15 protein-coding genes are annotated in these 16826 nt (G+C 37.8%); 12 read left to right on the top strand and 3 right to left on the bottom strand.

Annotated features, from left to right (window positions below; genetic code table 11):
* Window positions 1–503 precede the first annotated feature (503 nt).
* From MKX82_RS04650 to pepF, 12 genes are all read left to right on the top strand, one after another.
* Complete coding sequence (locus MKX82_RS04650) at window positions 504–2120, top strand: peptide ABC transporter substrate-binding protein (protein ID WP_233316718.1); 1617 nt, start codon at window positions 504–506, stop codon at window positions 2118–2120.
* Between the two features lie 93 nt (window positions 2121–2213).
* Window positions 2214–3149, top strand: a complete 936-nt coding sequence (locus MKX82_RS04655) for an ABC transporter permease (RefSeq protein ID WP_233316719.1) — start codon at window positions 2214–2216, stop codon at window positions 3147–3149.
* A 2-nt stretch (window positions 3150–3151) separates the two neighbouring features.
* Window positions 3152–4069, top strand: a complete 918-nt coding sequence (locus MKX82_RS04660; RefSeq protein ID WP_233316720.1) for an ABC transporter permease — start codon at window positions 3152–3154, stop codon at window positions 4067–4069.
* Window positions 4070–4081: 12 nt separating this feature from the next.
* Window positions 4082–5149 carry an ABC transporter ATP-binding protein gene (locus MKX82_RS04665; RefSeq protein ID WP_245399841.1) on the top strand — a complete coding sequence of 356 codons (1068 nt, stop codon included), beginning with the start codon at window positions 4082–4084 and terminating at the stop codon, window positions 5147–5149.
* Between the two features lies 1 nt (window position 5150).
* Entirely contained in the window at window positions 5151–6086 is a 936-nt protein-coding gene (locus MKX82_RS04670; protein WP_233316722.1) for an ABC transporter ATP-binding protein, read from the top strand.
* A 133-nt stretch (window positions 6087–6219) separates the two neighbouring features.
* Window positions 6220–7422, top strand: a complete 1203-nt coding sequence (locus MKX82_RS04675; protein ID WP_341075311.1) for a putative glycoside hydrolase — start codon at window positions 6220–6222, stop codon at window positions 7420–7422.
* 12 nt (window positions 7423–7434) lie between these two features.
* Window positions 7435–8010, top strand: coding sequence for a GNAT family N-acetyltransferase (locus tag MKX82_RS04680; protein WP_233316724.1), 576 nt, complete (start codon window positions 7435–7437; stop codon window positions 8008–8010).
* A 499-nt stretch (window positions 8011–8509) separates the two neighbouring features.
* Window positions 8510–8905, top strand: a complete 396-nt coding sequence (gene spxA / locus MKX82_RS04685) for a transcriptional regulator SpxA (protein WP_233316725.1) — start codon at window positions 8510–8512, stop codon at window positions 8903–8905.
* A gap of 421 nt (window positions 8906–9326) precedes the next feature.
* On the top strand, window positions 9327–9986 hold the full coding sequence (mecA, locus tag MKX82_RS04690; RefSeq protein WP_233316726.1) for an adaptor protein MecA: 660 nt from the start codon (window positions 9327–9329) through the stop codon (window positions 9984–9986).
* A 192-nt stretch (window positions 9987–10178) separates the two neighbouring features.
* Complete coding sequence (gene cls / locus MKX82_RS04695; RefSeq protein ID WP_237940952.1) at window positions 10179–11696, top strand: cardiolipin synthase; 1518 nt, start codon at window positions 10179–10181, stop codon at window positions 11694–11696.
* Window positions 11697–11764: 68 nt separating this feature from the next.
* The gene (locus MKX82_RS04700) at window positions 11765–12937 is read left to right on the top strand and encodes a competence protein CoiA (protein ID WP_341075316.1); all 1173 of its coding nucleotides are present in this window, start codon (window positions 11765–11767) and stop codon (window positions 12935–12937) included.
* A gap of 165 nt (window positions 12938–13102) precedes the next feature.
* Window positions 13103–14920, top strand: coding sequence for an oligoendopeptidase F (gene pepF, locus MKX82_RS04705; RefSeq protein ID WP_341075318.1), 1818 nt, complete (start codon window positions 13103–13105; stop codon window positions 14918–14920).
* 36 nt (window positions 14921–14956) lie between these two features.
* Here the strand turns inward: pepF and MKX82_RS04710 are convergent, their stop codons facing one another.
* The 3 genes from MKX82_RS04710 to MKX82_RS04720 form a co-directional block, all read right to left on the bottom strand.
* Entirely contained in the window at window positions 14957–15136 is a 180-nt protein-coding gene (locus tag MKX82_RS04710) for a hypothetical protein (protein WP_233316730.1), read from the bottom strand.
* Window positions 15137–15411: 275 nt separating this feature from the next.
* Complete coding sequence (locus MKX82_RS04715) at window positions 15412–16287, bottom strand: ClpXP adapter SpxH family protein (RefSeq protein WP_233316731.1); 876 nt, start codon at window positions 16285–16287, stop codon at window positions 15412–15414.
* An 18-nt stretch (window positions 16288–16305) separates the two neighbouring features.
* Complete coding sequence (locus tag MKX82_RS04720; protein WP_233316732.1) at window positions 16306–16689, bottom strand: globin domain-containing protein; 384 nt, start codon at window positions 16687–16689, stop codon at window positions 16306–16308.
* Between the last annotated feature and the right edge of the window lie 137 nt (window positions 16690–16826).

Below are 16826 nucleotides of genomic sequence, written 5' to 3' on the forward strand. Positions count from 1 at the left end.
ATCAAGGGAAGGCAAGGGATATTTTACGCTTAGAGGCCTAATTGATTCAATGAAGATAAAGAAGGGATAACTTTATCAGGAAAATGTTAGGAAATTTTAATTTTCTAGCTACAAAGTATATCAGAATATTATTCACAGAAAAATCTATAAATTAAATTAATTTAGATTATTCTTAATTCTACAAAATTCTACAAATTTCTTGCAATCTAATAGGTCGATATATATAATTGGTTTTACGAGTGGAAATTAAAAGTGATATTTCAGACTATTTGAAACAATTGGATACTAAAGTTTATTTCCTAATTCATTATTATACTAGCCTAATTGTTTAGTAGTGACGAAGGTTACATAAAGGATTGTTTACTATTGCTGAATAGCGAATAAGTGGGCTTGAATTTACAGACTATTTAGGAAATATAAGTTTATGTATTCTTGCGTTTTATATGGGAAAGATAATTTTTGGAAACTCCACTTGTGGACAAAATATATAAGGGGGTAAAACAATGAAAAAGAGAATGCTTGTACTTCTATCATTAGTACTTGCACTTAGTGCATTCCTTGCAGCTTGTGGCAACGGCGACAGCGGTAGCTCAGAAGAGGCAAAACAAGATTTGCGTCTTAACATCAGATCAGAGCCATTCTCACTAAACCCTGGTTTAGCGAATGATTCTACATCAAGCAACGTATTGCTTCAAACTTTTGAAGGTTTAACTCGTATTGATAAAGACGGTGAGCCTGAGGAAGCAATGGCTGAAGACATTCAAGTTTCAGACGACCAATTAACTTATACTTTCAAAATTAAAGAAGATGCTAACTGGTCAAACGGTGATCCTGTAACTGCTGAAGACTTTGTGTATGCTTGGAAATGGGCTCTTGACCCAGCTAACCAATCACAATATGCTTACCAGCTTTACTATGTAAAAGGTGCTGAAGAAGCTAACACTGGTAAAGGTAAGCTAGATGATGTTGGAGTTAAAGCAATCGACGAGAAAACGCTTGAAGTTACTCTAAACAACCCAACTCCATACTTCACTCAATTAACTGCTTTTTACACTTACTTCCCTGTAAACAGCACAATTGCTAAAGAAAATCCAGACTGGTATAAAGATGCTGGAGATGATTATGTATCAAACGGACCATTCAAAATGACTGAATGGAACCACAGCGAATCCATTAAGCTAGAGAAAAACGAAACTTATTGGGATGCTGACACAGTTAAGCTAGCAACAGTTGAATATTCTATGATCGATGATGCTGGAACTTCTCGCAGCATGTACGAAAACGATGAGTTAGACTGGAATGGTCTTCCATTCGATACTGTTTCAACAGATGCTATTAAAGCACTTAAAGACAGCGGCGAGTTGAAAACTCAAGCAACTGCTGGTACTTACTGGTACAAATTCAATACGGAAGTTGAACCTTTGAACAACGTTCATATCCGTAAAGCATTGACATATGCAATTGATCGTCAATCAATTGTAGACCAAATTACACAAGGTGGACAAATTCCAGCAATGGCAGCTGTTCCTCCAACAATGTTCCCTGAGAACGAAGAAGGCTACTTCAAAGACAATGATATCGAAGCTGCAAAAGCAGAACTTCAAAAAGGTCTTGATGAGCTAGGCTTGAAAGATGCTTCAGAACTTCCAACTATCACTTTATCTTACAACACAGATGAAGCACATGCGAAAATTGCTCAAGCAATTCAAGATATGTGGAAAAATAACCTTGGAATTGATGTAACATTAGGAAACGAAGAGTGGGCTGTTTACATTGATAAACTTCACTCTGGGGATTACCAAATCGGACGTATGGGCTGGTTAGGTGACTTCAATGATGCAATCAACTTCCTTGAGCTATACCGCGATAAAGAGGGCGGTAACAACGATACAAACTGGGAAAATGCAGAATTTAAACAATTGTTGATCGATTCTCAAAAGGAAACTGATGCAGCAAAACGTCAACAAATGCTTAAAGATGCTGAAGCAATTCTAATGGACGAGCTTCCAATCGCACCGATTTACTTCTATACAAATGTTTGGGTACAAAAAGACAACCTGAAAGATGTAGTAATTTCTGGTCTTGGTGATGCTCAATTGAAATGGGCTTATTTCGAATAATATAAGTCAAAAGTAAAAAGGTATATGAAGCTTTTGCTTCATATACCTTCCTTTCTAATTAGAGGTGATTAGAAAATATTGGAGGTTTAAATCATGATAAAGTACTTGACAAGACGTCTGCTGTTTATGTTACTTTCTTTACTGCTTATTGTAACAGCAACGTTTTTCTTCATGAGGTTGGCACCAGGTAACCCTTTTACATCAGAGAAACAGCTGCCACCGGCAATTGAAGCTAACTTAAATGAACATTATGGACTAAACGACCCTTGGTATGTCCAATATGGGGAGTATTTACTTCGCATTGTACAATGGGATTTCGGCCCATCATTCAAATATAAGAGCCAAACAGTTAATGACTTAATCAATGAAGGATTCCCTGTTTCCTTAGTTCTGGGAATGGAAGCAATCTTTATTGCATTAGCAGTTGGTGTATTACTTGGTATTATTGCTGCATTGAAGCATAACAAATGGCAGGATTATACAGCAATGATTATAGCAGTACTCGGAATATCTGTTCCTTCCTTTATTATGGCCGCATTTTTACAATATGTATTCGCGATGAAATTAGGCTGGTTCCCGGTTGCAAGATGGGGAACATTCTCACAAAGCGTCTTGCCTGCCATCGCATTAGCAGCAGGGCCAACGGCGTTCATTGCCCGACTTACAAGATCATCTATGCTTGAAGTGTTGAGCAATGATTATATTAAAACGGCAAAAGCAAAAGGCTTGAGCCAAACTACTATTACAGTAAAACACGCTATCCGTAACGCTATTCTTCCAGTAGTATCCTATATGGGACCACTATCTGCAGGGATTGTAACAGGAAGCTTTGTCATTGAGAAAATATTCGGCATACCAGGTCTTGGATCACATTTCGTCAAGAGCATCGGTAACCGTGATTATACAGTAATTATGGGTGTAACAGTTTTCTATAGTATTATCCTATTAGTATCTGTTCTTCTTGTCGACATATTATATGGACTAATCGATCCACGCATTAAATTAGCTGGCGGGAAGAAAGGAGAATAAGCATGCAGCAAATTTCAAAAGATAAATTCAAAGTTGTCGGTAACAGCAGCGCTGAAGCAGAAACGATTTCCAGACCGAGTCTGTCCTTCTGGAAAGACGTTTTTATGCGTTTCAGAAAGAACAAGCTTGCTATGTTCGGCCTTGTGCTGTTAATTATTTTAATTGTTATGGCGTTTTTGGGACCTTTTCTTACACAATATGATTATCGTGAAAACGACTTAATGAAAGCAAACCAGCCTCCAAGTGCAGAGCATTACTTCGGTACAGATGATCTTGGACGTGATATGTTCGCTCGTATTTGGTATGGTGCGAAAATCTCTCTATTCATCGGGATTGCAGCTGCTATCATTGACTTAGTAATTGGTGTAATCTGGGGGGGAATCTCTGGGTATAAAGGCGGCCGTGTCGATGAAGTAATGATGAGGATTGCAGACGTACTTTACGGAATTCCTTACTTGCTTCTAGTTATCTTATTAATGGTAGTTTTAGGTCAAGGATTAGGAACAATGATCCTGGCAATGAGTATTACCGGTTGGATTAACATGGCACGTATTACACGTGGACAAGTGCTTTCATTGAAAAACCAAGAGTATATTTTGGCTTCAAGAACTTTAGGTGCAGGCTTAACAAGAATCATGGGCAAACACTTGATTCCAAATGCAATGGGACCTATTCTTGTAACATTAACTTTGACTATCCCAAATGCTATCTTTACAGAAGCATTCTTGAGCTATTTAGGATTAGGTTTAACACCTCCTTTAGCAAGTTGGGGAACAATGGCTAATGATGGTATCGCAGCGATGAGCTACTACCCATGGCGTGTATTCTTCCCAGCATTGTTTATCTGTTTAACAATCTTTGCATTTAATGTAATCGGCGACGGCATACGTGATGCACTAGATCCAAGACTACGTAAGTAAGGAGTGAGCAAAATGGAAAAATTGTTAGAAGTAAAAGATTTAAAAGTCTCATTCCATACGTATGGAGGAGAAGTTCAAGCAGTACGCGGTGTTTCTTTTGATTTATATAAAGGAGAAACATTGGCTATCGTCGGTGAATCAGGATCAGGAAAAAGTGTAACATCCCAAACATTGATGAAGCTGATTCCAATGCCACCTGGTCAAATTAAAGGCGGACAAATCCTGTTTAAGGGTCAAGATATTGTTCCAAAAACAGAAAAAGAAATGCAAGCTATCCGCGGTAAGGATATCAGCATGATCTTCCAAGATCCAATGACATCATTGAACCCAACGATGAGAATCGGAACACAAATCATGGAAGTAATTATTAAGCATCAGGATATTTCGAAGGAAAAGGCAAAAGAAAGAGCAATTGAATTGCTGAAGCTTGTTGGAATACCAATGCCAGAAAAAAGGGTTAATCAATACCCTCATGAATTTTCAGGCGGTATGAGACAGCGTGCAATGATTGCTATCGCTCTTGCTGCAAGACCATCCTTGCTTATTGCCGATGAGCCTACAACTGCATTGGATGTTACAATTCAGGCACAAATCCTTGATTTAATGAAGGAATTGCAAAACAAAATGGATACAAGCATCATCTTTATCACTCATGATCTCGGTGTTGTTGCGAATGTTGCAGATCGTGTTGCTGTTATGTATGCTGGTGAAATCGTTGAAATGGGCACAGTAGATGAAATATTCTATGATCCAAGACACCCATATACTTGGGGATTGCTTGCGTCTATGCCTAGCTTGGATAATGATGGAGAAACGGAGCTTGCTGCCATTCCAGGAACACCACCTGATTTGACAAACCCTCCTGTAGGTGACGCGTTTGCACCGAGAAATCCGAATGCCCTTGCAATCGATTATGAGCAAGAGCCGCCAATGTATCAGGTTTCAGAAACGCATTTCGTGAAATCTTGGCTGCTGCATCCAGATGCTCCAGCTGTTGAACCGCCTGCATCTGTGAAGGAGAAAATCCGTCCTTTATCCACTAACTTTGATAAACCTGTACTAGTGAAGGGGGATTTGTGAAATGGCTGAGAAATTACTTGAAATAAAAGACTTAAAGCAGCATTTCAATGTCGGCAGACCAAATTTGGTAAAAGCCGTAGATGGTGTATCCTTTGATATCTACAGAGGAGAAACATTAGGTTTAGTTGGTGAATCCGGCTGTGGTAAAAGTACGACAGGCCGATCAATTATTCGCCTTTATGAAGCAACAAGTGGACAAGTTCTATTTAATGGAGAAAATGTTCACGGAAAAAAATCAACTGCAGATTTGAAGAAATTCAATCGTAAAATGCAAATGATTTTCCAAGATCCATATGCATCCTTGAACCCTCGTATGACGGTAGCTGATATTATCGCAGAGGGCATTGATATCCATGGATTAGCGAAAACCAAAAAAGAACGCATGGAAAAGGTATATGAGCTGCTGAATACAGTTGGGTTAAACAAAGAGCATGCTAACCGCTATCCGCATGAGTTTTCCGGCGGACAAAGACAGCGTATCGGAATTGCCCGCGCACTTGCTGTAGATCCAGATTTCATCATTGCCGATGAGCCGATCTCTGCACTTGACGTATCAATCCAAGCTCAGGTTGTAAACTTGATGAAAAAGCTGCAAAAAGAAAAAGGCTTAACATACTTGTTTATTGCCCATGACCTTTCAATGGTTAAATATATTAGTGACCGTATTGGCGTTATGTATTTTGGGAAGCTGGTAGAGTTAGCTCCTGCTGATGAGCTGTACAACAATCCTATCCACCCATATACAAAGAGCTTGCTGTCTGCTATTCCGCTTCCAGACCCTGAGACAGAGCGCACTCGTACAAGAACAGCGTATGATCCTGCTGTACATCAGTATAAAGAGGGCGAAGAGCTTAAAATGCGCGAAGTAAAACCAGGACATTTCGTATATTGTTCGGAGGCAGAGTATAATCAATATAAACTGCAATTCAAAAGTTAATTCATAACGATCTCTCGATTTGAGATCGTTATTTTTTTTGCTTTTTTTTCAGTTAATGGAGAATGGCAAGAACATTTAACCATGAATTAATAGAAACAGGCACATAATAAAAGAAAGATTGTGGAGGTGTCGTATGAAATACATTACTTTTTACTTATCTTTTGCATTATGTGCTTTATTGTTAATACCTAACACAACAGGAGCTGAAAAGCCTGATTTGTTATCAGACCAACAAACGGAGAAGCTTCTAAAGGGTTTTCCTGAAGAAGTTTCTGAAAGGAAGAAAACAAGTCTGACATTTCCTTATCCTGACGCAGTCAGAGGCATTTATGTTAGCGGCAGTGCGGCAGGAAACAGCAATCGGTTTAATCAGCTAATTCAGTTTGTGAATCAAACAGATTTGAACGCGATGGTTATTGATTTTAAGGAGGACAGCGGAAAGCTCGTTTATAAGCCAACAAAAGCTTCATCGTTAGCAAACGCAGGTTCTAATAAAGTGAAAAGTATCCCCGCCATGCTAAAAAAATTGGAGAAAGCAGGCATCTATCCAATTGCAAGAATTGTTGTTTTCAAGGACAGTCATCTGGCACAGCAAAAACCAGAGTGGACATTCAGAAATGGCGAAAAGGTTTGGAAAAATGAGCGTAATGAAGCCTTTATTAACCCTTTTGTGAAGGATGTTTGGGACTATAATGTAGCAGCAGCAATAGAGGCAGCACAGCTAGGGTTTCAAGAAGTTCAGTTCGATTATGTCCGTTTTCCTGAAGGTTTTGAAAAAAAAGGCGCTAATTTAAGTTATTCTAAAGGTGATTATGGGAAACTGAATATAAGTGAAGGGCAAAGAAGGGTAAAAGCAGTATCTGACTTTGTTAAATATGCGAAGGAAAAGCTTAAGCCGTATCATGTAAAAGTTTCTGTGGATATATTCGGCTATGCGGCAACACTGGAAGAAGCTCCTGGCATTGGTCAGAACTTCACAGAAATCAGCAAAAATGTTGATGTTATTTCAAGCATGATTTATCCAAGTCATTGGGGTCCTTATTTTGGAATAAAAAAGCCTGACCTTGAACCATACCGCCTTGTAGACGCGTACATGAAAGTAGAGAAGCAAAAGCTGACAACTTTGCGCAATCCACCAATTTCCCGGCCATGGATTCAAGACTTCACTGCTGTTTATTTAGGAAAGGGAAATTATCAGCCTTACGGAAAAAAGCAAGTCGAAGCTCAAATTGACGCTTTATACGCAAATGGAGTGAAAGAGTTCCTTCTCTGGAACGCAGGCTGTAAGTATACAAGCAACGTGAATTACAAACCGGCGGAATCAAAGAAAAGATAGGAGTTTTTCAATATGCATTGGTATGAGAAATTAAATGAGTATTTTCCGATAGAAGAGATGAAATCACAAGAACATATGGAAGCCTTATTAGCAGATTTTCCAGAAATTTATCATAAGGATGAAGGGAAACACCATGTATTGATGTATGTGGAAGTGGAGGATTTTATTTTCATTGATTATCTGTTTGTTTCTGGAGAGTCGAGAGGACAAGGTTTAGGGCATAAACTGTTAGAAAAACTTAAAGAAAAGGGCAAACCGATTATTTTGGAAGTAGAACCAGTTAACTATAAAGATTCAGATACAAAAAAACGCTTGAAGTTTTACAAAAGAGAAGGCTTCCAGCACGCTAAGACAATTGGCTACAGAAGAAGATCTTTAGCAACAAAAGAAGTTAATGTAATGGAAATACTGTACTGGTCACCAACTAATGAATCTGAAGAACTGGTGTATGATGCACTAGTAAGAACATACGAAAAAATCCATACGTATCGTGACAGTGATTTTTATGGACAGTCATACGATCCGGTTGAACAAGCAGTCCAATTTGATGAGGATAAAGAGAAGCGAGATATATTTGACGAAATTTGACTATAATTGAAAACAGATGGAAAGCGTATGTATGTTTCTATCTTATTTTCAATAACTGATTCTTAATTGAGAATTTATAAAAGAGGTTTATGTAATGGGACAAACGGGTACTTACACTAAGAACAGGAAAAATAAAAGAAAAACAAATGCGCCTAAAAAAAATGAAACCTTTTTACATCTCAATCGTCTATAATAGTAAGCAATTTAAATAGCCTGAAATTCTCAAAAATTTACTGAGAAATAAGGAAAAAGGGCGGGTGATCATTGGCGTAAACACTGAAATGGGCTGCATATTAAAAGAAAAAGCAACTCTAAATAAACCTAAACAAATGATATTTAAAAAAACTATACCAAATTACTTATAATTGGTGTATAATAATTAATATAAATTACTTGATTAAATTAATTACAATTTAAGAATATAACATACTCAAGTATTTATTTGAATTAACTAGTGGTCTAAATACATGTCTAAATAAAGGGAGTGTGAATTTGTAAAATGGTAACATTATACACTTCACCAAGTTGTACATCCTGCAGAAAAGCAAAAGCATGGTTAGAGGAACATGAGATTGCTTATAAAGAAAGAAACATCTTTTCAGAGCCGTTATCCATTGAGGAAATCAAAGAGATTCTTCGTATGACTGAAGACGGTACAGATGAGATTATCTCTACAAGAAGCAAAACATTCCAGAAGCTGAATGTTAATCTTGAAACAATGCCTTTACAAAACTTGTTTGAGTTAATTAAGGATAACCCAGGATTACTGCGCCGTCCGATTATACTGGATGAAAAAAGGCTTCAGGTTGGTTATAATGAAGATGAAATACGCCGCTTCCTACCAAGGAAAGTTAGAACATTCCAATTGCGTGAAGCACAGCGTCTAGTGAACTAAATTGATTATTAAATAATAATATATAGGTCTGGCTAGAAAGCTGCTCCGCAATAATTGTGGAACAGTATAGTCAGACCTTTTTTTCTATAGTAGGAAAAGTCCAAGCTCCTTAAAAGGAATTTGGTTTGAAATTAAATTCCTGAGGTAATAATACTAAATATAGCTTGAAGTGAATACGCTTATAAAAAGAATCTCCTTACTTAGGCAAAAACCGTTTAAATAACCGTGAATATAGGCATACATTGGTTTTTGCTGATTTCAGGATATTTTAATTCCATTTAAAGCGGTTTTGTCATAAAATATAAAGTACAAGGTACAATAGCAGTTGACCTTCTATTTTAAAAAATGAAACATGGGATAAAACGAATATCTGTATGGGGGTTTAGTCCCTTCCATTATAGCTTGAAGGGAGTGTTGCAAAATGGAAATTGAACGTATTAATGATCATACAGTTAAGTTTTATATTTCGTATATTGATATAGAAGAACGCGGTTTTAAGCGGGAGGAAATATGGTATAACCGAGAAAGAAGCGAAGAGCTTTTTTGGGAGATGATGGACGAAGTTCATCAAGAGGAAGATTTTATTTTGGATGGGCCGTTATGGATTCAAGTTCAAGCATTGGATAAAGGACTTGAAATACTTGTGACAAGAGCACAGCTGTCAAAAGACGGTCAGAAATTCGAAATCTCCATTCCGGAAGACAAGCTGAAGGATCTGCCATTGGATGACCGCTTTGAAGATTTAATGGATCAGCACTTCACAGTCAAGGATGGAGACGATGACTTTGGGGAAAACCTTGAATTCCTTATCGCTTTTAAGGAATTTGAAGACTTAATTTCCCTCAGCAAACTTCATGGACTGGAAGGAATCGATACAAAACTTTACACATACAAGAACGAATACTTTTTGTATGTACAGTTTCTTGATGAAGAAACGGATGAAGAAGAAGTCGACAATGCGTTGAGCATCCTACTTGAGTATGGACAAGAAACGCAGACAACCATACATGTTGTTGAAGAATACGGCAAAGCAATCATAGAAGACGAAGTATTTATGGAGCTAAGAAAATACTTTCATTAAATAAATAAAGAGCCTGTTTAATGGTAAGGCAAGAAATTCACATTATAAAGTCTATATATAGTCATGGATTATCTATATAGTAGAAATTGTAATGGTGAGTTTCACCTTACAGGAGAACAGGCTTTTTATTTTTCATTTAATTTTTTCTCACATAGGGCGTATACATAATTGCAATGATGGCAGGTGTTTAACATGAATCATACAGCAAGGCTGGGAATATTTTTAGGAGCCGCAGGCATATTCGTGTATGTTTTTAATTTTTTTATTACCGTTAAGGGCGGAATTATTGGACAGCTTAGCTTAATCATAAGTCTTTGTGTGATATTTATCGGCTTTGTCATCTTCTTTGAAAACAGGCATCCTACACAAACACTGACATGGCTTGTTGTTCTTGGCAGTTTTCCCGTTGTCGGCTTTATATTTTATCTCCTGTTTGGACGTAATTATCGAAAAGAAAGAATTTATCGTAAAAAGTACTTTCTTGATAAACAGGCATTTTTGCGAATTGAAAGAGAAATTGGCACTGGAACAGAAGAAAGGCAAAAGGAAATGGATCTTCATCAGCAAAATTTGTTCCGGCTAGCAGAAAAAATCGGCAACAGCCCCATTTCATTCGGCACTTCTTCCACTATCCTCACAAATGGAGATGAAACGTTTTCCTCCATATTAGCTGAGTTGAAAAAAGCAGAGCATCATATTCACCTTGAATACTATATCGTGAGGCATGACGACATTGGCCAGCAAATTAAGGATGTCCTAATCGAGAAAGCGAACCAAGGGGTGAAAATAAGATTCCTTTACGATGCAGTCGGATCATGGCAGCTTTCGAAGCGCTATATTAATGAAATGCGGCAAGCTGGAATTGAGATTGTTGCATTTGGTCCAGTTAAATTTCCGGTACTTAACAGCAAGTTTAACTTTCGCAATCACAGGAAAATTATCGTTATTGATGGAAATATCGGATTTGTCGGTGGACTCAATATAGGTGATGAATACCTAGGGAAAAATCAGTCGATTGGCTTTTGGAGGGACACGCACCTTTTGGTGAAAGGAGAAGCGGTCCGGTCGCTACAGCTAATATTTTTGCAGGATTGGTATTATATGACGAATAGCAGCTTTTTGACAAATGATTATCTAACACCGATTACGGAAGAAAACACACATGGCGGGGTGCAGCTGATTGCCGGCGGTCCTGACAATGAATGGAGTGTCATCAAAAGTATCTTTTTTTCGATGATGACATCTGCAACGAAATCAATCTGGATTGCAAGCCCTTATTTTATTCCTGATGAGGACATCCTTTCTGCCATTAAGATTGCTTCATTGAGCGGCATTGATGTACGCATCCTTGTTCCTAATAAGCCGGATAAGCGCATTGTATTTCATGCATCCCGATCGTATTTTCCTGAGCTGCTTGAGGCAGGTGTGCGTATTTATGAGTATGAAAAAGGCTTTATGCACAGCAAGCTGTTAATCGTAGATAATGAAATAGCTTCCATAGGGACATGCAATATGGATATGCGCAGCTTCCACTTAAACTTTGAAGTAAGCGCCTTTTTATACAAAACCCAAAGCACTAAAAAGCTGGCAGATATCTATTTGAAGGATTTGGAAGATGCTGTGCAGCTTGAAATAGATTCATTCGGGAAAAGACATGTCGGTTTCCGCATCCTCGAATCAACATCAAGGCTTCTATCTCCCCTTTTATAAGGGAGGAGCCTTCAGTTGTTTTGTAATTAATTGTAAAATTTCATTTTTCAAAGGAGCGTGGCAGTCTATTGTTTACTGCGTTAAATAAGGACGGAAGCATCGTTTGCGCCTTGGATTTTAAAGAGAAAAAGGAGCTTCAGGCAGAAAAAAGAAACAGCATATTCTATTGTCCAGCATGCCGAAGTGTGGTTGTGTTAAAGAACGGAGAGAAAAGGCTGCCTCATTTTGCTCACCGTAAGGATGTATCCTGCAGTGGAAGCAGTGAGCAGGAATCATCTTATCATTTGCACGGAAAGCTGCAGATTTATAATAGATTGAAGGATTTAGGATTAAATCCAGTACTAGAGCCGTATTTTCCGTCCATTAAGCAAAGAGGAGATATTGGTGTCATGTGGGACAATTCTTATTATGTCATAGAATTTCAATGTTCTTCCATACCAGTGTCCTGCTTGCAAAAACGGACAAAGCAATATCGAAAAGAAAAGTACCAGCCGATCTGGATATTAGGTTATAAAAATGTGAAACGTTCTAAGAGCTTCTCCCGATTTTCTGCTTTTCAATCCTCATTCCTTGTTCCATTTAAGGGCAAATATATCCTCCCAGCTTACTGTCCATACCAAAAATCCTTCTATATTATGGATAACCCGATTCCCATTTCTAAAGAGAAATTTATTACCTCTATTAACAAGCTTCCACTAGCTGCTGTCACCCTCCGTGAACAAACAATAAATCTTAGCAGCAATTTTCCATACAGTGATTGGCAATCTGCCATTCAAAAACAAAAGAATAACCATATACATTATCATTCAAACGAGAATGACCGCTTTTTGCGATATCTCTACAAAAGTGGTTTGCATCCGCATGTTATACCGCCATTCATTGGCATTCCCTTGAAAGAAGGAATTAAACTGTTAACTCCTCCTTTAATCTGGCAGGCATATTTGTATATTGACTGTTTTCTGCCAGCTAGAAAAATTGTTTCTCTTCATAAAGTTTATGATGCTTTTCTAAACAGAATAAAAAGGGGGGACATCACAGTCCGCAATCTTCCCAATATTATAGACAGTAATTGGAGGAATACAGTTAATGATTACTTAACAGTGCTTGTGAAAATGAAGATGATAGAAGAGATTCGGCCAGATTTTTTTACAAGCAGTGAGGAAGCTTGCCTTAGCTCAGACTCCTTGGCAAAACACGAGGAGGATTTTTATTTAAGGTTAAAAGGAGGGAGTTTACAATAATAATAGCCAAACGGAAAAATCATTAATGAAATACAGCAAAGCTACATATGATAAGCTTAGTAAATCACAAAAGTTTAAAAATGAGCAGGAATTTAGTTATAATAGATAGAAAATATCGGGTAGGAAAATTTTTTCGAAATCCGAAGGAAAGATTGGAGGATTTACATGTCTAATGAAACAACTGTAAAAAAACTGCCTTTACGTAATGAAGTTCCAACGGAAGACACATGGAGACTGGAAGACATCTTCGCATCTGATGATGACTGGAATAAAGAATTTGAAGAGGTGACGGCCCTCTCGAAAAAAGCAGGGGACTATCAAGGAAAGCTTGCAGAAAGTGCGGATGTTTTGTACGAAGCGCTTCAATATCAGGATACGCTTTTAAGCCGTTTAGGTAAATTATATACATATGCACATATGCGATATGATCAGGACACAACAAATGGCTTTTATCAAGGCCTGGACAGTCGGATAAAAAATTTATATGCACAAAGTGCGAGTGAGCTCGCATACATTGTCCCAGAACTTCTATCTATTGATGAAGCAATCATAAAGGGTTTTCTTGAGGAGAAGGAAGAATTGCGCCTGTACGAACAATCATTGGAGGAAATTAACCTTCAGCGTCCGCATGTTCTTTCAGCAGATCAAGAAGCACTTCTTGCCCAAGCATCTGAAGTATTGGATGCATCTAGCAATACATTCGGCATGCTTAATAATGCGGATATAGAATTCCCGAGCATTAAAGATGAGAATGGGGAAGATGTGGAAGTTACACATGGCCGCTATTCACGCTTTTTGGAAAGTGCAGATCAACGTGTGCGTCATGATGCGTTTAAAGCGGTTTATGATACGTATGGGAAATTCAAAAATACGTTTTCATCTACATTATCCGGAACAGTAAAAAACCATACATTTAATGCAAGAGTGCGAAATTATAAATCAGCACGGCATGCAGCTCTTGCTGCTAACAATATCCCTGAACAGGTATATGAAAACCTTGTGGAAACAATCAATGAGTATTTACCATTGCTGCATCGTTATGTAAAGCTTCGTAAAAAGGTACTTGGTCTTGAGAAGCTTCATATGTATGACTTGTATACTCCGCTTGTTAAGGATGTGAAAATGGAGATCAGCTATCAAGAAGCTACTGAACATATCCTTAAAGGACTTGCACCGCTAGGAGAGGAGTATTTATCCATTCTGAAAGAAGGCTTTGAAAACCGATGGGTTGACGTTCAGGAGAACAAAGGGAAAAGAAGCGGAGCTTATTCATCAGGAACATACGGCACCAATCCATATATCCTAATGAACTGGCAGGATAATGTGAATAACCTGTTTACTTTGGCTCATGAATTCGGACATTCTGTTCACAGCTATTATACAAGAAAATCACAGCCGTACCCGTATGGAAATTATTCGATCTTTGTCGCAGAGGTTGCGTCTACATGCAATGAAGCATTGCTGAACGATTATATGCTAAAAACAATCACAGATGAACAAGAGCGCTTATACTTGCTGAACCATTATTTAGAAGGCTTCAGAGGTACTGTATTCCGTCAGACTATGTTCGCAGAGTTTGAGCACCTTATTCATGAAAAGGCGCAAAATAACGAAGCATTGACAGCTGATTTATTTACTTCCGAGTACTATGCGCTAAACAAAAAGTATTACGGCGAGGAAGATATCATTATTGATGAGGAAATCGGCTTAGAATGGTCAAGAATTCCTCACTTCTATTATGATTACTATGTGTACCAATACGCGACAGGCTACAGTGCAGCAACAGCTTTAAGCAAACAAATTCTTGAAGAAGGCAAGCCGGCAGTGGATCGCTATATTGATTTCTTGAAAGCGGGAAGCTCCGACTATCCAATTGAAGTGCTGAAAAAAGCTGGAGTTGATATGACAAGCAAGGACCCAATCAGAGAGGCTTGCAAAGTATTTGAACAAAAGCTCAACGAAATGGAAAGTCTGCTTTCTTAATGTTTAAGGCATGCGGCTATTTAGCCGCATGCCTTTTTACTTATGAAATCCTTTAAACTTCTTGCGATTGTTCATAAACGACAAAAATAGAAAGAGCGCGATAAACAAAAGCGGTGAGCTTATATAAAGGGGGATTATATGCATAAGCCCGAGAATATTCAAAAAGAATGCAAACAAGATGCAAAGCAGCAGGGATACAGGGATAATTGCCTTCATGTTAACTCATCTCCTTTCATTAAGATCAATGCTAGCCTGTCAATAATGTATGTTTCTACATCATTAGTTATGAAAGTTTGTCTATTTTGTGAACAAATATACAAACTTATTGATAAGGATAATGATAATATGATATTATTATGTTGTGAAATTAATCACAAACAAACTTATACCCCTTTGTTTGACCGTGAAAAATTTCTCCCATCCCCTTTGTTAATTAATAAAAAAAGGCCTTGCCTTGAGACAGCAAGCCCTTTTTTTATGTCATCATTTATTTATCCAATATATTTCCAAAACATTCCATACTTTGCAGGAATCTGCTCTACTAACTGTTTAAGCTGCAGCTTTTTCATTTCCTTTTCCATCTCTTGGATAGACTTGTTATAAACAACGGAAAGCTCTTTAGAAGCAACAAGGTTAAAGCATTTTAAGAAAGATTCCAATGGGGGAGGATCTGCTTTTTCTGGGACGATTTGAAGCATTTCCTCAATAATTTGTACATATACCTCATAAGGATAATAGCCAGTAACCTTTATTCCTTCCTCCTCAATGTTTTCGTTAAAGAAAACCAATGTCGGGATTTCGGAAACTTCCATTTCAGAAGTAATTTTTAAATCGCATTGGAAAGCTTTCGCAGCACTTGTTGAGTGAATATCGGAAATAAACTCAACAACATCCAAGCCGACGCTTGCCGCACAATTTTTCAGCACGTCAAATGTAGCAATATTTTGCTTTTCAAGAAAGAGCATTTCTTGCAGTTTTCTTAAAAAACGGATGCCGCATTTACGGCCTTGTAATTCAGCTGCTTTTAATGCGATTGAAGCCAAATATGGAGAGACAATGGGATTTTCGAACCAGAGCGAACCGTCGCATGACATTCCTGTTCTGCTCGCTGTTTGTTCCCAAAGTTCAGCGATATTTTCGTATTTCTTCTTTTTATTCATGTTTAATGTGGCTAATCTTCCGCTCAAAACATGCTTTAAGGAAAAATACTGGCCGTATTCAATCTGAAGCTTTTTAATGATAGGCTCTAAAGCCCAACATTCAGGACATAAAGGATCGACAAACATGTATATTTCAAGGGGTTTGCTATCAGGGCAATTGTCATCGGCTGTTTTCGGGATGGATGTAGACAAATCTTTTTCAATCATGTTTAATCACCTTTATCTTTAGTTTTCCTCCGAATTAATCATGTGTTTTGCTGTCAAAGCAAGTCTTGAAAAAAGTCCTTCACGAATGGAGTCGTCTAGCTCAACTTCATCCATTGCTTCACTCATACAGGACAGCCATGCTTTTGCACGCTTTTCCGTAATGGGAAACGGCAAATGCCGGGCCCTAAGCATAGGATGGCCATGTTCTTCTGTGTATATTTGCGGCCCTCCTAAATATTGTGTAAGAAACTGCTTTTGTTTTCTTGCAGTTTCTGTTAAATCATCTGGAAAGATAGGAGCTAAATCGGGGTGTTTGCCAACACGCTCATAAAATGCGTCAACAAGATTGCTAAGCGTTTTTTCCCCAATAACATCATATGGAGTAGGCATTTTATTGACCATCTTTAAAACTCCTTTTTGTTTGAAATAATAGGACTTTAAGGAAAAGAATATGAATTATTCCTTTTTATAAGATAAAAAATCACTTAATGCTATTTTACCAATGGTCTTTTCATTGTACAAATAAATAGCTTGTAAAA

Source organism: Niallia sp. FSL R7-0271 (assembly GCF_038005785.1).
In the GTDB taxonomy this organism is placed as follows: domain Bacteria; phylum Bacillota; class Bacilli; order Bacillales; family Cytobacillaceae; genus Niallia.